Consider the following 20,142-nt stretch of genomic DNA (forward strand, 5'->3'; position numbering starts at 1 on the left):
GTCTGACGTAAGGAGTGACAAGGGTGCAAACCCGTTACCACTATGCGGGACGGGCCCACCGGTCGGGTGAATCGGCGGCCGGGCGGCGCGCGCCTGACGGACGGGTCCGACGATCCGTCAGTACGACTGTGAAGTGCGCTCCTTGGGAACCGCCGCGCTGGCCGCGGCCACCTCCGTCCTGCTGCTCGGCACCGTCGGCGCCCCCGCGGCCTCCGCCGCGCCCGCCCCGGCGGCCCCGACCGCACCGCTCCCGGCCGCGCCGCGGCTGACCCGCACCGTCCTCGCCGACCCGGCCGCCGACCCCGCCTCCGGCGCCCGGCTGCCTGCCGGCGAGCTCTACCAGGGCCCGGGCTTCGACGCGTGCACCGCACCGTCGCTCGCCACCATGCAGACCTGGTGGGACGACTCGCCGTACGGCGCGGTCGGCATCTACGTGAGCGGCTCCCAGCGCGGCTGCGCCCAGTCCCGGCTGACCGCCGACTGGGTGGCGCAGTCCCGCGAGATGGGCTGGCGCTTCGTCCCCACCCACGTCGGCCTGCAGGCGCCGTGCAGCACCAACGGCAGCAAGCCCCGGCACATCGACCCCGCGCGGGCGGTCGCCCAGGGGCAGCAGGAGGCGGCCGAGGCCGTCACCGCGATGCGCGCCCTGGGCTTCGGCGACGGCAGCCCGGTCTACCTCGACATCGAGGCCTACCCGGGCGGCGACAGCCGCTGCAGCCAGGCCGTGACCGACTTCGCCGTCGGATGGACGCAGGCCCTGCACGCCGCGGGCCACCTGGCCGGCTTCTACTCCTCCGCCGAGTCCGGCATCGCCGACCTGGCCGCCGCGGCCCGGGCCGGCAGCTCCCCGCTGCCGGACGCCGTCTGGTACGCCCGCTGGGACGACCACGCCAACACCACCGACGGGGCCGGCGCCCTCAACCCCGACCTCTGGACCGACCACGGCCGGATCCACCAGCACCGCGGGAACGTCCAGGAGTCCTACGGCGGCAACGCCCTCACCGTCGACCGCGACGAGCTCGACTCGTTCGTCGGCTGAGGACGCCGTCCCGCCCGGCTCAGCCCCGGTACGGCGGGGTGATCCCCCAGTCCCAGTGCGGCACCGGAGCCTCGGGCAGCGGCGGCGGATTCGGCCCGGAGTAGAGCACCGCCATCCGGGTGCCCCACTCCAGGTAGTGCGCCAGCACCGCGCGGAACTCCGGGTCGTCCGGCAGCCCGACCTCGTCCGCGGTGTCGGTCAGCAGCGCGATCCACCTGCGGCGCTGCTCCTCGGTGATCCCCCGGCCGAGGTGCCGGGAGGCCATGCGGCGGTGCCCGCCGTGCTCCGTGCTGTACCGCGGCGGCCCGCCGAACACCTCGCCCAGCCAGGCCGCGACGTGCTGCGCGTGGGCCGGGTCCTTGCCGGCGAAGACCGGCGCCAGCAGCGCGTCCTCGTCCACCCGCTCGTAGAAGCGGGTGAACAGCCGCTCCAGTGCGGGCGCGCCGCCCGCCCAGGCGTAGAGCGTCGGGGTCGAGCCGCCGCGCCCGGCCACCGGCGTCGCCTCCTCCACCGACATCCCGGCCGGCTCCGCGTACGGCGCGACCGCCTCGACGAGGGCCTCGCCCTCCCGGCCCTCCCAGAACGCCCGGCGTCCCTCGTCGGAGGTCCAGCGGATCCGCAGCCGGTAGCCGTCCGGATCGCCGGCCGAGCGCTCCAGCGCGTAGTCGACGCACTCCCCGGCGCCGCCGAGGCCGGCCACCGCCCGGCGGCAGGCGGCCTCGAAGGCGGCACGGTGCTGCGGCCCGGCGAGCCGGTACCGGATGTACTCGACGGTCATGGCACGACTGAAGCGCGGCCCGCCGCACGGGGCAACCGCGCCGCCGTCCGGCCGGCCCCGGAGACGCTGGTCTCAACTCCGCCACGGATGCTGACACCGGGCCCCGGCCGGGGAAAGAATCGGCACGTCAGCGGCGACTACTTGCGAGTCGGCGCCCGCGAGACCCACCACCGGTCAAGGAGGACCCGCGTGTTCAGCACCATGCAGGACGTACCGCTCACCGTCGCCCGGATCCTGGCGCACGGGTCGACCGTCCACGGCCGCTCCACCGTGACCACCTGGGACGGCACCGGCCCGGTGGTCCGCAGCTACGCCGAGGTCGGCGCCCGCGCCGCCCAGCTCGCCCACGCCCTGCGCGACGAGCTCGGCGTCACCGGCGACCAGCGGGTGGCCACCCTGATGTGGAACAACGCGGAGCACCTGGAGGCCTACCTCGCGGTCCCGTCGATGGGTGCCGTGCTGCACACCCTCAACCTCCGGCTGCCCGCCCAGCAGCTGGCCTACATCGTCAACCACGCCGCCGACCACGTGATCGTCGTCAACGGCAGCGTGCTGCCGCTGCTCGCCGGCGTGCTCGGACAGCTCGCCGACACCCTCCGGCACATCGTGGTCAGCGGCGAGGGCGACCGCTCGCTGCTCGACGGCTTCGCCGGCACCGTCCACGAGTACGAGGACCTGATCGCCGGCCGCCCGACCGACTACCCCTGGCCCGAGCTCGACGAGCAGCGGGCCGCCGCCCTCTGCTACACCTCCGGCACCACCGGCGACCCCAAGGGCGTCGTCTACAGCCACCGCTCGGTCTACCTGCACTGCCTCCAGGTCATGGCCGCCGACAGCTTCGGCCTCACCGCCCGGGACACCGCCCTGCCGGTCGTGCCGATGTTCCACGTCAACGCCTGGGGCGTGCCGCACACCGCCTTCATGTCCGGCGCGAACCTGCTGATGCCCGACCGCCACCTGCAGCCCAGGCCGCTCGCCGAGATGATCGACCGGGTACGGCCCACCGTCAGCGCCGCCGTCCCGACCATCTGGACCGGCCTGCTCGACGAGCTCGACGCCGGCTCGTACGACACCTCCAGCCTGCGCATGGTGGTCATCGGCGGCTCCGCCTGCCCGCCCGCCCTGATGAAGGCCTTCGAGGACCGCCACGGCATCAACGTGGTGCACGCCTGGGGGATGACCGAGACCTCCCCGCTCGGCACCTTCTCGCTGCCGCCGGGCGGCCTCACCGCCGAGGAGGAGTGGCCCTACCGGCTCACCCAGGGCCTCTTCCCGGCCTCCGTCGAGGCCCGGCTGATCGGCCCCGGCGGCGAGCGGATGCCGCACGACGGCCGGGCCGCCGGCGAGCTGGAGGTCCGCGGCCCGTGGATCGCCGGCGCCTACTTCGGCGGCGCCGGACACGAGCCGGAACGCCCCGAGGACAAGTTCAGCGAGGACGGCTGGCTGCGCACCGGCGACGTCGGCACCATCACCCCGGACGGCTACCTCACCCTCACCGACCGCGCCAAGGACGTCATCAAGTCCGGCGGTGAGTGGATCTCCTCGGTCGAGCTGGAGAACCACCTGATGGCCCACCCGCAGGTCGCCGAGGCCGCCGTGGTCGCCGTGCCGGACGAGAAGTGGGGCGAGCGCCCGCTGGCCACCGTGGTGCTGCGCCCCGGCGCCACCGCAGACCTGCGCGAACTGCGCGCCTTCCTGGCCGGGCGGGTCGCCTCCTGGCAGCTGCCGGAGCGCTGGTCGATCGTCGAGGCCGTCCCGAAGACCTCGGTCGGCAAGTTCGACAAGAAGGTGATCCGGGCCGACTACGCCGCGGACCGCCTCGCCGTCACGACGCTCGGCAAGGAGTGACGGACGGGCTCCTCTCCCCTCGCGGGAATACCCCCGGGGGGTATGTCGTTCCTCCCGGTGGAACCCGCGAGGGGAGAGGAGCCCGCACCATGGAGCACCACCCGCACCACACCGCCGAGCACCATTCCACCGAGTACCACGAGCACCGGGAACACCCGCACCACGGGCACGGACAGCAGGCCGCCGACCGCGGATCCGGCTGGTCCACCGCCGTCCGGGCCACCCTGCACTGCCTCACCGGCTGTGCCGCCGGCGAGATCCTCGGCATGGTCGTCGGCACCGCCCTCGGCCTGCACAACGGCGCCACCGTCGTGCTCTCGGTCGCGCTGGCCTTCGTCCTCGGCTACGCCCTCACCATGTACGGCGTGCGCCGGGCCGGGCTGCCGCTCGGCGCGGCCCTGAAGGTCGCGCTCGCCGCCGACACCGTGTCGATCCTGGTCATGGAACTGATCGACAACACCGTCATGGTCACCGTCCCCGGCGCCATGGACGCCGGACTCGGCAGGCCGCTGTTCTGGGCGTCCCTGCTGCTCTCCCTGGTGATCGCCTTCGCCCTCACCGTGCCGGTCAACCACTGGCTGATCTCCCGCGGGCGGGGCCACGCGGCGGCCCACGCCCACCACTGAGCCGGCGTCAGCCGCCGGCGACCGTACCGGCCTCCGAGAGGGAGCCGATCCGGCCGAGCAGGTCGACGATCCGGGACTGCACGTCCTCGGTCGTCGACCGCTCGGCGAGGAACAGCACGGCCTCGCCCGTCCGCAGCCGCGGCAGGGCCTCCCGGTCCAGGCCGTCCGTGGTGTAGACGACCAGCGGGGTGCGGTGCAGCCGGTCGTTGGCGCGCAGCCAGTCCAGCAGCCCCAGCTGGCGGCGCTCGATCCGCTGCAGGTCCATCACCACCAGGTTCGGCTGGACGCTGCTGGCCCGGGCCACCGCCTCGTTCTCGTCCGGGGCGTGCTCGACGTGCATGCCGCGCCGCTCCAGACTGGCGATCATCGCACCGGCGACGTCCGGGTCGGACTCCACCAGCAGCACCCGCGGGGCGTGGTTCTCGCTGTCCCGCGGAGCCAGCGCCCGCAGCAGCACCGCCGGGTCGGCACCGTACGCCGCGTCCCGGGCGGCCTGCCCGAGACCGGCCGTGACCAGCACCGGCACCCGCCGGTTCAGCGCGGCGGTGCGCAGCGACTCCAGCGCGGTGCGGGTGATCGGCCCGGTCAGCGGGTCGACGAACAGCGCCGCGGGGAAGCCCGACACCTGCGCGTCGACCTCCTCCCGGGAGCGCACGATCACCGGCCGGTAGCCGCGGTCCTGCAGTGCCTGCCTGGTGGAGGCGTCCGGCTCGGGCCACACCAGCAGCCGCCGCGGCCCGCCGTCGATCGCCGGCACCAGCACGGTCGGCTCGTCGGTGGGGACGGGCGCCGCCCCGGCCGGGGCCAGCTCGGACAGCGGTCGGGGAGGTGTCCGCGGCTCCGGCGCGCTCGCGGCGGCCGGCTCCGCGGGCCGGGTCGGCGCGGGCAGCGCCGGCAGCTCCGGGGCCCCGGGCCGGTTGCCGTTCGCGACGGCCTCCGGCTGCGGGAAGGCACTCGGGAAGGCCGCGGCGAAGGCGTTCTGCAGCGGCCGCGGCGGGCTCAGCTCGCCGAGGCCGCTGCCGACCGGCTGCGGCTGCGCCGGGACGGGCACGGCGGGCTCGGGCACGGCGGGCCGGGCCGGTTCGAGTTCGGCACCCGGCGTCGGTGCGGCGGCGGCCGGCACCGGCAGGGCGTCCGGGGCGGGCTGCTGCGGCGCGGCGTCGGACGCGGCCGGCTCCGGCTCGGCCGGCACCGCCAGCCGGCGGCGGCGGCCGGTCGGCTGCACGGGCGGCGCGGCCACGGCGGGCGGACCGGCCGGCAGCGCGTTCTCCAGACCCGGGTAGACCGGCAGGCCGGGCTCCGGCACCCCCGGCAGGGCGATGGCGCCGGCCGGGGTCTCGTCGGCCGCGGCCCGGCGGCGGCGCCGGGACGGCCGGGACTCCTCGCCGGACGCCGGCTCCGACGGGCCGTCAGCCGCCGGGCGGGCGGCCGCGTCCACAGGCACGCCGCCCGGCGGGGTGTCCCCCTCGGCGGCCGCGGCACGGCGCTCCGGTGCCTGCTCGACCGGGGCGACCGCCATCGGCCCGAGCGGGACCGGTCCGCTGCGGTCGTGGTCGGCGGGCTCCTGCCGGTTGCGTCCGGCCGGCTCGGCCGGGCCGTTCTCCCGCGGCTCGGCCGACCGGACCTCGGGGAGGTCCGGCAGCATCGCGGTGTCGGTCTCCTTGGGCACGCTCGGCCGGTCCGCCGCGCGCGCCGCCGCCGGGTCGAGCGGCAGCTCGACCACGTAGGTCGTCCCCGCGCCGCCGGGCAGCTCGTGCCGCTGCAGCACGCCGCCGTGGCGCTCGACCGTGCCGCGCGCGATCGGCAGGTGGACGGGGCTGGAACGCCGGGCCGGACCGCGGACCTCGATCCGGGCGACCTCGCCGCGCTGCGCGGCCGCGACCACCACCATCGGGGCCTCGCCGCCGACCGGGGGCAGGGCCGGCACGCCGAGGGTCGGCGACGCACCCGTCCCGGGCGCGTCCAGCGACGGCGTGATGCCGCTGACGTCCGCGACCAGGTGGGCGAGCGCGCGGGCCAGCCGCTCGCGGTCGGCGGTCACGTCGACGGCGGCCGCGTGCACCGAGTAGCGCACCCGCCCGGGGCCGACCAGCTCGCCGGCGTGCTCCACCGCACGCTGGACGACCGCGTCCAGCCCGACCGGCTTGCGCTTGAGCTGCTGCCGCCCGCTCTCCGCGGCGGTCTCGAAGGCCTGGTGGGCGAGCACGCCCTCGATCAGGGTGCCGAACCGGCGGCACTCGTCGGCGAGCCGGCGCAGCGTCCAGTTGGCCTCCGGCCACAGCTGCCCGGCCGGGTCCGCGGCGAGCGCGTCGATCCGGCGGTGCAGTGCGGTGAGGGCGTCGCCGAGCTCCGTCTCCAGGACGGCGGTGAGGTGCTCGTTGCGGGCGACGAGCGCGAGCTCCTTCGTCCGGTCGGTGAACGTCATCACCGCGCCGACCAGCTGGTCGCCGTCCCGGACGGGGGCGGTGGTGAGGTCGACGGTGACCGGGGTGCCGTCCTTGCGCCACAGCACGGCGCCGCGCACCCGGTGCTTGCGCCCGGACAGCAGGGTGTCCATCAGGGCGGAGCTCTCCGCGGCGACCGGAGTGCCGTCCGCCTGGGAGTGCAGGACCAGCGGGTGCAGCTCCCGGCCGCCGAGCTCGCTGGCCCGGTAGTCGAGTATGTGCGCCGCCGCCGGGTTGACCAGGACCACCCGGCCGTCGAGGTCGACGCCCAGCACGCCCTCGGCCGCCGCCCGCAGGATCATCTCGGTCTGCTTGTGCTGCCGGCGCAGCTCCGCCTCGACGCCGAGCCGGCCGGACAGGTCGCGGACGAGCAGCAGCAGCAGGTCCTGGCCCGAGCCCTCGCGGTACGGGTCGTAGGGGACGTAGCCGCGGCCCTCGCCGGCGGCGCCGTCGTCGGTGAAGTCGTTGCCGGACACCTCGACCGGGAAGGTCCCGCCGTCGGTGCGCCGGGCGGTCATCCGGACCGGCTTGTCCAGCCCCTCCGCCTCGGTCGTGGCCGGGCGCATCGAGCCGGGGATCCGGCTGGGGTCGAACTCGGGCAGGAGGTCCAGCACGCCCCGCCCGACCAACGAGGTGCCGGGGGCCTGCAGGGCCTCCACGGCGGCCTTGTTCGCGTCCACCACGGTGCCGTTGCTGTTCACCAGCAGCAGCGCGTCGGGCAGCGCATCGAGTATCGCGGCGAGGCGAGCAGCGCCTCGGGTCGGCCTGCTGCTCACGTCGACAGGTCTCCTCACGGCTTGGGCCACGTCGGCGGGGCTCGCCGGCTGGTTGTCACGGCGGGCGCTCGCGGCTCGCGCTCTCCTCGGGCCCCGGCAGTATCTCATTGTTCTTTGCGCTGTGGACGACCCGCCTAGTAACGTTGTCGGTGGTTGGTGTCGGGCCCGTGGGCTGTGGCATCATCACTTGCGCACGGAGTGCTTCCGGGGTTCCGGTCGCGGTCCGGGTGGAGGAGGCTTCGCCTAGTCCGGTCTATGGCGCCGCACTGCTAATGCGGTTTGGGCCTTCAAGCCCATCGAGGGTTCAAATCCCTCAGCCTCCGCCTCGTGGAGAGCCCCGTCGACACTGTCGACGGGGCTCTCGCTTTTCCCGGCGCACCGCCGAGTGCGTCCCGGGCACACCGCAGAGCACGTCCCGGGCGCGGCCCCCGAGCGCGTCCGGAGGGTGCCCGGGGGTGGCTCCGGAGGTGCCCGGGGAGGCGCCGCGGGCGCCCGGGATCAATCGATTTCACCCCCGGTCGACGGTCATGTAATGTTGTCCCCGCACCGCCCCGGAGGCCAGCCGCCAGGGCGAGCGCTCATAGCTCAACGGATAGAGCACTTGACTACGGATCAAGAGGTTGCAGGTTCGAATCCTGCTGAGCGCACCACAACCCGCCGCAGCGGTCCTCCAGGGGATCGCCCAGGCGCTCATAGCTCAACGGATAGAGCACTTGACTACGGATCAAGAGGTTGCAGGTTCGAATCCTGCTGAGCGCACCACCCGAAGGCCCCGGACATCGTCCGGGGCCTTCGTCGTTGTCGTCGCCGCCCGTTCCGGGGCGGCTCAGGCCAGTTCGGTGCGGTTGATCCAGGCGATGTCCCGCGGCTGCAGGAAGCGCTCCGCCGCGCTGGCCGGACGGCTGCGGTCCAGCGTCCGCGGCACCGGGTCGTGGCGGACGAGCGACGGGTCCGCGCCGAGCGCGGTCAGCCGGGCGGCGACCGCCGGCGCCAGGTCGGGCGGGCCGCTCAGCAGCACGTCCCGTCCGGCGCAGTCGCCGAGCCGGTCGAGTCCCGCGTGCAGCAGCGCCACCGCCTCGGCCCGACCGGCCCCGTCCGCGGGGGCGGCGAGCACCACCTCCAGCCGGACGTACCGCTCGACGAGGTCGCGCACCGCGTCCAGGTCGTAGTGGTCGGCGTCGCACCGGGCGCCGAGCAGGACGGTGGCCGGCCGGGTGCCCTCCCGGGCGAGCGCCTCGACCACCGCCTTGACCTGGGCCCAGCCGGTGCCCCCGGCCACGGCCAGCAGCGGCCGGCGGGAGACCGGGTCGAGGACCGCGGCGCCGAGCGGCGGCCCGAGGCGCAACTGCTCGCCCGGCCGCACCGCGTCGACCAGGACGGGCGACAGCAGGCCGTCGGGCACCCGGCGGACGTGCACGTCGAGGGTGCCGTCGGCGCGCGGCGCGCAGCCGATCGAGTACGGGCGCCAGACCTGCGGCACCCGCGGCGAACAGAGGGTGAGGTACTGGCCGGGGGCGAAGGGGTAGGGGCGGTCGGGCGCCAGGGTGAGCACCGTCACGTCCGGGGCGGCGGGCCACCGCCGCACCACCTCCGCCTGCCAACAGGCCGGGGTGCCGGCGGGGACGGCCTCGGCGGCGTCGATCATCGCCTGGGAGATCACAGTCCACGCCTCCGTCCAGGCCTTCTCCTGCTCCTCGCTCCAGGCGGAGCCGGCGAACCGCCGCAGGGCGGCGAGCAGGCTCGCCCCCACGGCCGGGTAGTGCTCGGGCCCGGCACCGAACTTGCGGTGGTCGCGGCCGAGGGCGGCGAGGTAGCCGGCGAGCCGCTCGGGCTCGTCCAGGCGCTGCACCAGATGGGTGATCGCGGCGAGCAGCCGGTCGCGCTGCTCCTCCATCCGCTCGGGGAAGAGCGCGCGGACACCCGGGTTGTGGGCGAACAGGTGGGCGTAGAAGTAGGCGGTCAGCTGGTCGGCGCGGCGTTCGACCACCGCGAGGCCGGCCCGCAGGACCGCGGGGTCGAAGGCCACCTGCGCGTCCTCACCCGTCCGCCCCGGCCGGGCCGGCGGCCACCAGCGCCCGTCCCATGGTGTCCGCGACCACGCCGTAGACCGCCGCCCAGGCCGCCTCCGCCTGCGGCGACCAGGCGTCGCCGGCGAAGTGCCGCAGGGTGGCGAGCAGGCTGACGCCCACCGCCGGGAAGTGCTCCGGCAGGGCGCCGTAGCCGGCGTGCCGCCGGCCGAGGTCGGTGAGGATGCCGACCAGGGTGTCGGTGTCCTCCAGGTGCTCGACCAGCGCGCCGAGCGCGGCGAACAGTCGGTCCTGCTGGTCGTCCAGGTGTTCGGCGAACAGCGGCCGGACGGCCGGGTGGTGTTCGAAGAGGTGTTGGTAGAACCAGGCCGTCACCTCGGTGCCGTGGGGCTCGACGGCGGCGAAACTGCTCTTCACGAGTATGGGGTCGATGCTCACGTGGGCCGACTCTACTGACGGTCCGTCATGTCGAACAGGGTGCCTCGGGACGTGATCGGAGAGCCCCGGGCGGCCGGATCGCGATCCGGCCGGAAACCGCCGGTGCGGCGGCCGCGGGGAGCGGCGACCAATCGGGTGCACCTCGGGACGCGTGCACGGGTGTCGGAACGTGACGGCCCGTCGGCCGTGCTTCGCTCTTGTCGGATGTTATGGCCGCGTCATCTCCGGCTGCGGCCCGGCCACGGCAGCGAAGGAGCGCCGGATGAACCGACGGTTCCGCCCGACGTCCCCCGCCCGCCGGGTCCTGGCGGCCGCGGCGGCCGCCGGACTTCTGCTGCCCGCCGTGCTCACCGGCCCGGCCGGGGCCCAGCAGAGCCCCGCCGCCTGGAACCAGGACCGCACCGCCGTGCTGCCCTCCGGCCTCACCGTCCGGCTGGACTTCTCCCCGCTGCCCGGGATCACCGCCACCGCGGCCCCCGGCACGCTCGCCGGCCCGGCCGGGAGCAGCACGGTGTACGCGGACGGGATGCGCCCCGGCGATCCGGCCGAGACCGTCGACATCGGCGCCGACCGCGCCGCCGCGGACGGCTCCTGGCGCACCCTCGGCACGCTGCGGCTCGCCTTCTCCCGTCCGGTGCGCAACCCCCGGCTGCACGTCGGCGGGCTCGCCGCACGCGCCGCCGCGGCCACCGGCACCACCGCGACCGCCGTCCGGCTCACCGCCACCGGCGGCACCCCGAGCACCCCGACCCTGACCGGGCGCACCCCCTGGACGGGCTGGACGGCGGCGGGCGGCGAACTCGCCCCGCCCGCCGACACCCCGGCCGACACCGCGGGCGACGGCACCGGCACCGGCACCCTCGAACTGACCGGCACCGTCGGCACCGTCACGCTCCGGCTGGAGCAGCGGACCACCGCCCGGGACGGCTCGACCACCCCGCCGCCCGCCCTGCGCACCTCCTGGACGGTCACCCTCGACGAGTCGCTCGGCACCGCCCCCCAGGGGTACGGCAACGCCTCGCACCTGCTCTCCGACCTCTACCTCGGCCGGGACGCCACCGACGACCGGCACCGCGAGCGGTCCGCCGCCGCGACCGCCGTCCGGCCGCTGGTGGCCGGCCCGGGCGGCACGGCGGCGGCCGGTGCGACCTCGGGGGACGCCGCACCGGGGGCGGGGCTGCCGGGAGCCGTGGCGTCGGGCGACACCGAGCAGCCGGCGGCGCCCACCCGCCCCCTGGTGGAACTCGTCCCCTCGCTCCCGCGCAGCCTCTGGGCCAGCCCCGTTGCACCGCGCACCGGCCCCGGCCGCGGCGAGTACCCGGGCGCCGACCCGACCCTCGCCTTCCCGGCCGAGGCCGCGACCGGCGACTACTACCGGGTCGACGTGCCCGTCGCCCCCGGCTCCGGCCCGGCGGTGCTCGCGGGCTGGGTCGACTTCGACCGCAACGGCCGCTTCGACCCGCTGGAGCGGGTGCAGACCGAGGTCCCGCAGGGCGCCACCACCGCCCGGCTGGAGTGGGCGGTCACCGGCAAGGTGGTGGCCGGCGAGACCTGGGCCCGGCTGCGGCTCGCCCGGGACGCCTCACAGCTCGTCACCCCGGGCGGCTTCGCCGACTCCGGCCAGGTCCTCGACCAGCGCATCCGGCTCGCCGCAGGGTCGGCCCGTCCGGAGGTCTCCGCGCCGGTCGACGGCACCGTGACCGCCGAGGTCCGGCCGCAGGTCGCCGGGGCGGCACCCGCCGGCGCGAGCGTGGTCGTGGCCGACGGCGACCGCACCCTCTGTACGGCCGCGGCCGCCCAGGACGGCGCATGGACCTGCCGCCCCGGCGAGGCACTGGCCGACGGCGAGCACGCCCTGACCGCGGTGGCGACCGCCCGCAGCGGCGCGGCACTGCGCAGCGAGCCCGTCCGACTGACCGTCAAGACCGCTCCGCCGGCGGCGCCCGCGCTCACCCTGCCCGAGTACACCAACGATCCAGGTCTGCTCGTCACCGGCACCGGCGAACCGGGCAGCACCGTCTCGGTGACCGAGGCGGGCGGGACCCCGCGCGCCGCCGGCGAGCTCTGCAGCACCGGCATCGGACCGGACGGCGCCTGGTCCTGCCTGCCGGTGGAGAGCTTCGACGACGGCGTCCACCGGCTGACCGCCACCGCGGCGGACGCGGCCGGGAACACCGCCCGCGGCACCGAGACCGCGCTCACCGTGGACACGGCCGCGCCCGCCCGCCCCGTCCTGGAGACGCCGAAGGCCGGGGCTGCTGTCGACGCCCGCCCCCGGCTCGCCGGACGGGCGGAGGCCGCGGCCACCGTCACCGTTGCCGCCGGCCCGAAGACGGGCGGCGGCGAGCGGACCGCCCTGTGCAGCGGCGTCGCAGGGGCCGACGGCGTCTGGTCCTGCACCGCCGAACGCCCGGCGCCGGCCGGCGAACGGGTGCTGGTCGCCACCGCCACCGACCGGGCCGGGAACAGCACCGCGGGCGAGCCGGTGGCGGTGCAGGTCGCGGCGGAGACCTCGCCGTCCGCGGCGGCGGTGTCGCCGCAGCCGGGGAGCTCCGCGGCCGCTTCGCCGCCCGTCGCCGCGGAGCCGACGGGTCCTTCGCCGTCCGCCGCCGGCCCGGCAGCCGGTGATCCGCCTTCGGCCGACCCCGGGGCGCCCTCCGCCGGGGACGGTCCGGAGCCGTCCGGGCGGGTGCGTGCGGTGCCTCCGCAGGCCGGCCACCCCGCGGCCCGGCGGTCGGCGTTCGCCGACGGCCGGGCCCTCGGGGCCCACGGCAGCCTGCTCCCCGGCCTCGCCGGCGTGGCGTGCCTGGCGGCCGCCGGGCTGCTGCTGCGGCGGGTGTTCGCCCGTGGACCGGGCAGCCGCCGCAGGTACTGATGCATCGTCAGTTCGTTTCGGCTGCAACGGAATCGGTGTCGATCGGCGACACGCCCGATGCGTCCCGAATGTCGCATTTGATGACTTGTCGACCTAGCCTGAAATCCGGTGCAGGCCGCCCCCGTCCGATCCGGCAGCCGCCCCGCCTTGCCGCACCCGAACCCGAGGACCGTGCATGGATGTCACCCGCGACTCATCGCCACGACCCGCCCCCCGGCCCGCCGGGCTGCCCGACCCCGCGGCGGGCGGCCCCGGAACGGCCGGCGCGGCCGGATCCACCGCCGCGACCGGCAAGGCCCAGCCCGTCCGCGCCGAAAGCGGCGGCCTGACGGCCCCGGGCCCCGGCAGGGCCGCCCGGACCGCGGCGCCGGACGACACCCCCACCCGGCAGCTGACACCCGTCCGCCCCGACCCGGACACCGAGACCCCCGCGACCCGCCGGCCGCCCCGCGTCGACCAGGCACTGCGCGAGCGGCACGCCTCCGCACTGCCCGGCTGGCTGGCGCTGCTCGTCCTGCTGCTGGGCGCCGCCGGCCTGCTGGTGATCCTCGTCCGGGCCGGGGTGCTGCCCGAGTTCGAGGCGCTGCCGGACATCCGGACCGGGGCGGTACGGCGCGGCGGGCCCTCCGGGCTGACGGGCCCGGAGATCGTCGCCGTCGCTGCCGTCGGCCTGCTGCTGGTGGTCGTGCTGGCCGGGCTGCTCTCCAACCCCGGCGGCGAGGCCCGGGTGCTCACCCGCTGGGGCCGCTACCGCGGCACCGTCCGCCGGGCCGGCCTGCTGTGGGTCAACCCGCTGGTCCGCCGCCGCCGCGTCGACGTACGGCTGCGCCACTGGCGGAGCGACCCGGTGACGGTCACCGACCGCACCGGCACCCCGATCGTCGTCCGGCTGCTGGTGGTCTGGCGGGTCCGGGACACCGCCCGTGCGGTGCTGTCGGTGGCCGAGCACGAGGCGTACCTGCGCGAGCAGATCCACGCCGTGCTCAGCCGCACCGCCAGCCGGCTGCCCTGCGACTCCAACGCGGGCCCCGGCCCGGCGCTCCGGGACGGCCAGTGGTTCGCCGACGAGCTCAGCCGTGCCCTCGCCGCCGAGGCCCACCCGGCCGGCCTGGAGGTCTACTCGGTCCAGCCGATCGCCCTCGACTACGCACCCGAGGTCGCCGAGTCGATGCGCCGCCGCCGCCTCGCCGACCTGGACGCGGGCCTGCGCACCGTCCTCGTCGACGACGCCGTCGAGGCGGCCGCGCTCGCCGTCCGCCGCCTCGAACGCGCCACCGCCCACCAGCTCGACGAGACCGCCCGCAGCGCGCTGATGGAACAACTGCTGGTGGCCTTCGTCGCCCCGGCCGGGTTCAGCGCCCCGGTGCCCGCGCCGGCAGTCCGGCCGCACCGCAAGGAGTCCGCCGGACGCAAGGAGGGCCGCCCGGCGTGACCGTCCTCGCCCGGAGCGCCCGCCGCGTCCGTCCACAGCCTGTGGACGGACGCGGCGGGCCGACGGCGCAGGTGGACCTCGCGCGGCACCGCCGCTGGGGCGCGCCCGTCCCGCCCGGGCCCCGGCCTCAGGCGGAGGCCGCGTCCAGCAGGGCGATCTCCTCCTCCGCCAGCCGCAGGTCGATCGCGGCCAGCAGCGGCGGCAACTGTTCGACGGTGCGGGCCGAGGCGATCGGCGAGGCCACCGTCGGCCGCGCGGCCAGCCAGGCCAGGGCGACCGTGGCGGGCTCCACCCCGCGGGCACCGGCCACCTTGTCCAACGCCTCCAGCACCAGCGGCCCCCGCGGCTCCGCCAGGTACCTGGCCGCCCCCTGGGCGCGGGCGCTCGGCACCTCACCGCCGCCCGGCCGATACTTGCCGGTCAGGAAGCCCGAGGCCAGCGCGTAGTACGGGACGGCGGACAGCCCGTTCGCCGCCGCCACCCCGGCCGGGCGGCCCTCGTAGGTGCCGCGGGAGACCAGGTTGTAGTGCGGCTGCACCGCGACGTACCGGGCCAGGCCCTCGCGGTCGGAGAAGGCCAGCGACTCGGCGAGCCGCTCCGCGCCGATGTTGGAGGCGGCGATCGCGCGGACCTTGCCCTCCCGCACCAGCTCGTCCAGGGCCGTGAGGATCTCCTCCACCGGCGTCGCCGGGTCGTCCCGGTGGGTGTAGAAGAGGTCGATCCGCTCGACGCCCAGCCGGACGAGCGACTCCTCCGCGCCCCGCTTGACGTTCGCCGCCCGCAGGCCCGGCGCGTCCGGGTGCATGCCGACCTTGGTGGCGACCACGATCGCTTCGCGGTTGCCGCGGCTGCGCAGCCAGTTGCCGATCACCGTCTCGGACTCGCCGCCGGTGTTGCCGGGCACCCAGGACGCGTACATGTCCGCGGTGTCGACGAAGTTGCCGCCGGCCTCCGCGTAGGCGTCGAGGACGGCGAAGGACTGGGCCTCGTCCGCCGTCCAGCCGAAGACGTTGCCGCCGAGGCAGAGCGGCGAGACGGCCAGGTCGGAGGCGCCGAGGGTCACCCGGCGGGCGTCGTTGCGGTAGTCGGTCATGCCGTGGGTCAACCCGATCCGCGGGCCGGCTGTTCCGGGGCCGGCCCGGAGTTCACGGTCCCGTCGCACGGGCGTTGCACGTGCAGGTGGGGGAAGCGTGTGGAGATCACCCCGGCGAGGGGTCCGGGGTGTTCCGCGGGCAGCCGCGTTGGCTAGAGTCCTCGCCATGGCTGACAACGACTACGACCCCGCCGGCAGCACCCAGATGTTCCGGGCGTTCGTCGACGAGACCCCGGCCCCGCAGGCGCCCGGCTCCGTCAACACCTACGGCAGCAGCAGCTCCGGCCGGGGCGGTGTGATCGCCGCCGTGGTGGTGATCGCCCTCCTCGTCGTCGGCGGCGTGGTCTGGCTCGCCGTCAAGTAAGGGCTCCGAGCGGGCGGCCCGGAGCGCGGGCCCGGGGGTGCGGCGCGGTCCCTAGACTGATCGGGCCCGCGCCCGCCGTCCCCCGCGCACCCAGGAGGCCTCCCGTGACCCAGCCCACCGAGACCGCGCGCAGTCTGGGCCTCAGGGGTGCGGTGAACGCCCGCGACCTGGGCGGCTACCGCACCGCCGACGGCCGGGTCGTCAAGCCGGGTGCCGCCCTGCGCGCGGACGCGCTCAACCGGCTCGGCGAGGACGACCTCGCCCTGCTCGCCGACCACGGGCTGCGCCAGATCGTCGACCTGCGCAGCCTCGACGAGGTCCGCGAGGCCGGCCCGGACATCGTCCGCGGGCTGCCCACCGCCGAGATCGCCGCCGCGGAGCTCTCCGCCACCCCGGTGACCGTCGAGCGCACCACCGACGACGGCATCACCCTGCACCACCTGCCGGTCTTCGCCCGCGAGTTCGACATCTACGTCGCGCTGCGCAACGCGCTCGCCGACCGGGACGCCGACAAGCAGCGCGCCCTGCTCGGCGACGGCCGGGCCGAGGGCATGATGATCGGCCTCTACCGCTGGTTCGTCACGGACGCCGTCGCCCGCGAGCGCTTCGCGACCGTGGTCCGGCTGCTCGCCGAGCCCGGGGGCACGCCGCTGCTCTTCCACTGCTCGGCCGGCAAGGACCGCACGGGCTGGACGGCCGCCCTGGTGCTGACCGCCCTCGGCGTCGACCGCGACACCGTCTACGAGGACTACCTGCTCACCAACGAGCGCTCGGCGGCCATCGTCGAGCACGTGGTGGACAGCTTCGGCACCCGCGGCCTGATGAAGGAGCCCGCCCTGCTGCTGCCGATCTTCCGCGCGGACCGCACCTACCTCGACGCGGCGTACGAGGAGGTGGCCGCCGGCTGGCCGTCCTTCGAGGACTTCTGGCGGGACGGCCTGGGCCTGGACGACACCGTGCTGGACGGGCTGCGCGCCAACCTGCTCGCCTGACCCGCCCGGCCCCGGCCGCTCCCGCCGTTGCGCCCGGCCCGCGTCAGCCCTCCGAGGTCAGCCCGGCCCGGAGCTGGGCCAGGGTCTTGGTGAGCAGCCGGGAGACGTGCATCTGGGAGATGCCGATCTCGTCGCCGATCTGCGACTGCGTCAGGTTGCCGAAGAAGCGCAGCATGATGATCCGCCGCTCGCGCGGCGGCAGCTTGGCCAGCAGCGGCTTCAGCGACTCGCGGTACTCGACGCCCTCCAGCGCCAGGTCGTCGTAGCCGAGCCGGTCGGCCAGCGGGCCCTCGCCGTCGTCCTCGCCGGGCGCGGAGTCGAGCGAGCTGGCGGTGTACGCGTTGCCGACGGCGAGGCCCTCGACGACGTCCTCCTCACTGACGCCGAGGCAGACCGCGAGCTCGGCGACGGTGGGGGAGCGGTCGAGCTTCTGCGAGAGCTCGTCGCCCGCCTTGGTGAGGGCGAGCCGCAGCTCCTGCAGGCGCCGCGGCACCCGCACCGACCAGCTGGTGTCCCGGAAGAAGCGCTTGATCTCGCCGACCACGGTCGGCATCGCGAAGGTCGGGAACTCCACCCCCCGGTCCGGGTCGAACCGGTCGATCGCCTTGATCAGGCCGATCGTGCCGACCTGGACGATGTCCTCCATCGGCTCGTTGCGGCTGCGGAACCGGGCCGAGGCGTAGCGCACCAGCGGCAGGTTCAGCTCGATCAGGGTGTCGCGGACGTAGGTGTGCTCCGCGCCGCCCGGCTCCAGCGCCGCCAGCCGGCGGAAGAGCGACCGCGAGAGCGTCCGGGTGTCCAGCGGACGCTCACCGACCACGGGCTCCGGAACGGCCACCGGGGCGTCCCCGGGCGGCGGCGCCCCCACCGGCTCCTGCTCCCCGCCCTGCTGCTGCGGGAACGCCCGCAGCACCGTCCGCACCCCGGACGCCCGCTCTCCAGGGATCTCCTCGACGACCGCACCGACCGGCTCTCCGGACACGCGCCCCACCCCCTCGTGACTGACTGTTCAACGGGCACCAGCACAGCGTGGTTCCCGTGCAGGACCCTCCCCTCCACCCCCCATACCGGCCCACCGGCCCCGGCAAACCCGGCCGTCGCGAGATGTCACACGGCGGTAACGCGGCGCGATCCCCGGCGGGGTCACTCCTCCCAGGAGTTGCCGGTCCGCAGCCGGCTGAGGATGCGCGACAGCAGCCGGGAGACGTGCATCTGGGACATCCCCAGCTCGGTGGAGATCTGCGACTGCGTCAGGTTGGCGAAGAAGCGCAGCATGATGATCCGGCGCTCCCGCTCGGGCAGCTGCACCAGCAGGTGGCGGACCATGTCGCGGTGCTCCACGTCGGCGAGCGCGGAGTCCTCGTAGCCGAGCCGGTCCAGCAGGGCGAGTCCGCCCTCGTGCTCCTGCGCGGCCTCCAGCGAGGCGGCGTTGTACGCCCGGCCGGCGTCCAGGCAGGCCCGGACGTCCTCCTCGGGGATGCGCAGGCAGGCGGCGATCTCCGGCACCTTGGGCGCCCGTCCGTGGGTGACGGTCAGCTCCTCCATCGCCCCGCTGACCTGCACCCACAGCTCCTGCAGCCGGCGCGGCACGTGCATGGTGCGGACGTTGTCCCGGAAGTAGCGCTTGATCTCGCCGAGGATGGTCGGCAGCGCGTACGTCGGGAACTGCACGCCGCGGCTCGGGTCGAACCGGTCGATGGCGTTGATCAGGCCGATCGTGCCGACCTGGACGATGTCCTCCATCGGCTCGCTGCGGCTGCGGAAGCGCGTGGCCGCGTAGCGGACCAGCGGGATGTTGATCTCGATCAGGGCGGCCCGGACGCGCTCGCGCTCCGGGGCCTCCGGGGGCAGCTCGGCGAGCCGCTCGAAGAGGACCCTGGTGAGCGTGCGGACGTCCACGGGCGTGCGGGTGCCGTTCTGGCGGTCCCTCAGCCCGGCGGCCTTCAGCTCCGCGACGAGGTTCTCCGCGGGCTGCGGCGGGGCGGACCGCTCCCCGTCCGTGCCCCGCGTGCTGTCCTGTGTCCGCACGGACACGTCACCCCTCCCAGAGTCGACATCTGCGGTCCGGCCGCCGCCTGGGCGGCCCGGTCGTGCTCACCACCTCGCCAGATCCGGCAAAACCGGTCATAGCATCACAAGTCGTCCACATCGGCGGCAAGCACCGCCTCTAGGCGTGTTGGCTGACAGTGCGCCGTCGGCCGAAGTGTGCTGCGGCCCTCCGCCCCGGTCCGGGGGCGGAGGGCCGCATGGTGGTGCGTGTGCGATGCGACTTTCGGGGGGTCAGACCTCGATGTCGGCGATCACCCAGGTGGCGAACTCCCGCCACTGACCCGCGGCGGCCTGGTGGGCCGGGTGGGTCAGGTAGGCCTGCAGTGCGTCCCGGTCCTCGACCAGGCTGTTGATCGCGTAGTCGTAGGCGATGTCGCGCTCGGTGGTGTTCCAGCCGCACTCCCACTCGCGCAGCTCGGGGATCTGCGGGCCGAGCTCCTCGAACGCCTTCGCGCCGGCGGTCGCCCGCTCGTCGTCCCGCAGGACGCCGTCGTTGAGCTTGAACAGGACCAGGTGCCGGATCACGATGCCGCTCCTCGCTGGAAGGGTGGACGAACCCCGCCACGGTAGCCGCTGACCGGCCGCCCTCAGTTCACCAGGCCCGTCATGAACGTCCCGACCGCCTTCGCGGCGTCCGAGATGCCCACGAAGCCGGACTGCACCAGCTCCGCCGCCCTGGTGGGGGACGTGATGATCGTGTAGATCACGAAGATGAGCAGGAGATACGTGCCGATCTTCTTCGCCTGAGCCATCGAACGGGCCTGCCTCCCTGCCGCGGGCCGCCGTCGCTCTCCCCGGGCGCCCTCCTGCTGCTGCGCAGCTTATCCACCGGACGGCCCATCGGGTGAGAGCGGCGTTCACTCCCCGGGACGAAGGTCCCCGCGAGTGGGGGCTTTGTACGGGTGCCCGCCCGCGGACGGTGGCGCACGATGGAGGAGTGCCGCGGGATCTGGCAGGAATCCCCGGTGCAGGGAACCGGGACTCCCCGCTGTGGGACCGCGCGCCGCAGCTTCCCCCTGATGCGGCGCCGGTGGTGGGAGCCCCGACGGGGGCGCGGCCCCATCCCCCGAGGCCGCGTCCCCTCCTGATCTCCCCGAACGCCACCACGCCCCCGGCGCGGTGGCCTTCGGCGTCCCCTGACACCCCGCCAACGGCCTCCCGACGCCCGCACGTCGGCCCGGACGGACCGCCACGGACCCCTGCGGGCCCCTGCGGGCCGCAGACGCGTCGAAGGGCCCCGACCGGTTCGGTCGGGGCCCTTCGTGAAGCGGTAGCGGTGGGATTCGAACCCACGGTGGAGTTGCCCCCACACACGCTTTCGAGGCGTGCTCCTTTGGCCGCTCGGACACGCTACCGAGGGA

16 protein-coding genes and 4 tRNA genes are annotated in these 20,142 nt (G+C 75.6%); 10 read left to right on the forward strand and 10 right to left on the reverse strand.

The window, feature by feature from the left end:
- Positions 1-133: 133 nt before the first annotated feature.
- Complete coding sequence (locus IE98_RS0126575) at positions 134-1,039, forward strand: DUF1906 domain-containing protein (RefSeq protein WP_052391000.1); 906 nt, start codon at positions 134-136, stop codon at positions 1,037-1,039.
- Between the two features lie 19 nt (positions 1,040-1,058).
- Here the strand turns inward: IE98_RS0126575 and IE98_RS0126580 are convergent, their stop codons facing one another.
- Positions 1,059-1,817: a group II truncated hemoglobin gene (locus IE98_RS0126580; protein WP_030273153.1), complete on the reverse strand. Its 759-nt coding sequence runs from the start codon at positions 1,815-1,817 to the stop codon at positions 1,059-1,061.
- 189 nt (positions 1,818-2,006) lie between these two features.
- Between IE98_RS0126580 and IE98_RS0126585 the strand changes: the two genes are divergently transcribed.
- Complete coding sequence (locus tag IE98_RS0126585) at positions 2,007-3,665, forward strand: long-chain fatty acid--CoA ligase (RefSeq protein WP_030273154.1); 1,659 nt, start codon at positions 2,007-2,009, stop codon at positions 3,663-3,665.
- Positions 3,666-3,754: 89 nt separating this feature from the next.
- Positions 3,755-4,291 (forward strand): DUF4396 domain-containing protein, encoded by a 537-nt coding sequence (locus tag IE98_RS0126590; RefSeq protein WP_030273155.1) that lies wholly within the window; start codon positions 3,755-3,757, stop codon positions 4,289-4,291.
- 7 nt (positions 4,292-4,298) lie between these two features.
- Here the strand turns inward: IE98_RS0126590 and IE98_RS0126595 are convergent, their stop codons facing one another.
- Positions 4,299-7,511, reverse strand: coding sequence for a PAS domain-containing protein (locus IE98_RS0126595; protein WP_030273156.1), 3,213 nt, complete (start codon positions 7,509-7,511; stop codon positions 4,299-4,301).
- A gap of 232 nt (positions 7,512-7,743) precedes the next feature.
- Here IE98_RS0126595 and IE98_RS0126600 point away from each other — a divergent pair.
- The 3 genes from IE98_RS0126600 to IE98_RS0126610 all read left to right on the forward strand — a co-directional run bounded on the left by IE98_RS0126600 (position 7,744) and on the right by IE98_RS0126610 (position 8,273).
- Positions 7,744-7,834: transfer RNA gene (locus IE98_RS0126600), tRNA-Ser, on the forward strand.
- A 251-nt stretch (positions 7,835-8,085) separates the two neighbouring features.
- Positions 8,086-8,161, forward strand: a tRNA-Arg gene (locus tag IE98_RS0126605).
- A 36-nt stretch (positions 8,162-8,197) separates the two neighbouring features.
- Positions 8,198-8,273 (forward strand) — tRNA-Arg (locus IE98_RS0126610).
- Positions 8,274-8,337: 64 nt separating this feature from the next.
- Here IE98_RS0126610 and IE98_RS43145 read toward each other — a convergent pair.
- Both IE98_RS43145 and IE98_RS0126620 read right to left on the reverse strand, forming a co-directional pair.
- Positions 8,338-9,537 carry a globin domain-containing protein gene (locus tag IE98_RS43145; RefSeq protein WP_052391001.1) on the reverse strand — a complete coding sequence of 400 codons (1,200 nt, stop codon included), beginning with the start codon at positions 9,535-9,537 and terminating at the stop codon, positions 8,338-8,340.
- Positions 9,538-9,547: 10 nt separating this feature from the next.
- Positions 9,548-9,976, reverse strand: coding sequence for a globin family protein (locus tag IE98_RS0126620; RefSeq protein WP_052391002.1), 429 nt, complete (start codon positions 9,974-9,976; stop codon positions 9,548-9,550).
- A gap of 262 nt (positions 9,977-10,238) precedes the next feature.
- Here IE98_RS0126620 and IE98_RS0126625 point away from each other — a divergent pair, with 262 nt between their 5' ends.
- Complete coding sequence (locus tag IE98_RS0126625; protein ID WP_030273160.1) at positions 10,239-12,851, forward strand: Ig-like domain-containing protein; 2,613 nt, start codon at positions 10,239-10,241, stop codon at positions 12,849-12,851.
- Positions 12,852-13,026: 175 nt separating this feature from the next.
- A complete protein-coding gene (locus tag IE98_RS0126630) occupies positions 13,027-14,283 on the forward strand; it encodes an SPFH domain-containing protein (RefSeq protein ID WP_052391003.1) in 1,257 nt (418 codons plus the stop codon).
- 127 nt (positions 14,284-14,410) lie between these two features.
- Here the strand turns inward: IE98_RS0126630 and IE98_RS0126635 are convergent, their stop codons facing one another.
- Positions 14,411-15,376: an aldo/keto reductase gene (locus IE98_RS0126635; RefSeq protein ID WP_030273163.1), complete on the reverse strand. Its 966-nt coding sequence runs from the start codon at positions 15,374-15,376 to the stop codon at positions 14,411-14,413.
- A gap of 166 nt (positions 15,377-15,542) precedes the next feature.
- On the opposite strand from IE98_RS0126635, the gene IE98_RS0126640 reads away from it, so the two are divergent.
- Together IE98_RS0126640 and IE98_RS0126645 are read left to right on the forward strand one after the other, a co-directional pair.
- Complete coding sequence (locus IE98_RS0126640) at positions 15,543-15,740, forward strand: hypothetical protein (RefSeq protein ID WP_030273165.1); 198 nt, start codon at positions 15,543-15,545, stop codon at positions 15,738-15,740.
- A 104-nt stretch (positions 15,741-15,844) separates the two neighbouring features.
- Positions 15,845-16,732, forward strand: coding sequence for a tyrosine-protein phosphatase (locus IE98_RS0126645; protein WP_052391004.1), 888 nt, complete (start codon positions 15,845-15,847; stop codon positions 16,730-16,732).
- A 43-nt stretch (positions 16,733-16,775) separates the two neighbouring features.
- Here IE98_RS0126645 and IE98_RS0126650 read toward each other — a convergent pair whose 3' ends face one another.
- The 5 genes from IE98_RS0126650 to IE98_RS0126670 all read right to left on the reverse strand — a co-directional run bounded on the left by IE98_RS0126650 (position 16,776) and on the right by IE98_RS0126670 (position 20,136).
- Complete coding sequence (locus IE98_RS0126650) at positions 16,776-17,570, reverse strand: RNA polymerase sigma factor SigF (protein ID WP_234443684.1); 795 nt, start codon at positions 17,568-17,570, stop codon at positions 16,776-16,778.
- A gap of 305 nt (positions 17,571-17,875) precedes the next feature.
- Complete coding sequence (locus tag IE98_RS0126655; protein WP_052391014.1) at positions 17,876-18,679, reverse strand: RNA polymerase sigma factor SigF; 804 nt, start codon at positions 18,677-18,679, stop codon at positions 17,876-17,878.
- Between the two features lie 333 nt (positions 18,680-19,012).
- Complete coding sequence (locus IE98_RS0126660; RefSeq protein ID WP_030273175.1) at positions 19,013-19,306, reverse strand: Dabb family protein; 294 nt, start codon at positions 19,304-19,306, stop codon at positions 19,013-19,015.
- Positions 19,307-19,368: 62 nt separating this feature from the next.
- Positions 19,369-19,533: a hypothetical protein gene (locus IE98_RS50165; protein ID WP_199922969.1), complete on the reverse strand. Its 165-nt coding sequence runs from the start codon at positions 19,531-19,533 to the stop codon at positions 19,369-19,371.
- A 516-nt stretch (positions 19,534-20,049) separates the two neighbouring features.
- Positions 20,050-20,136 (reverse strand) — tRNA-Ser (locus IE98_RS0126670).
- Positions 20,137-20,142: the final 6 nt, after the last annotated feature.

The organism is Streptomyces sp. NRRL B-24484, from assembly GCF_000717715.1.
Taxonomy (GTDB): Bacteria; Actinomycetota; Actinomycetes; order Streptomycetales; family Streptomycetaceae; genus Kitasatospora.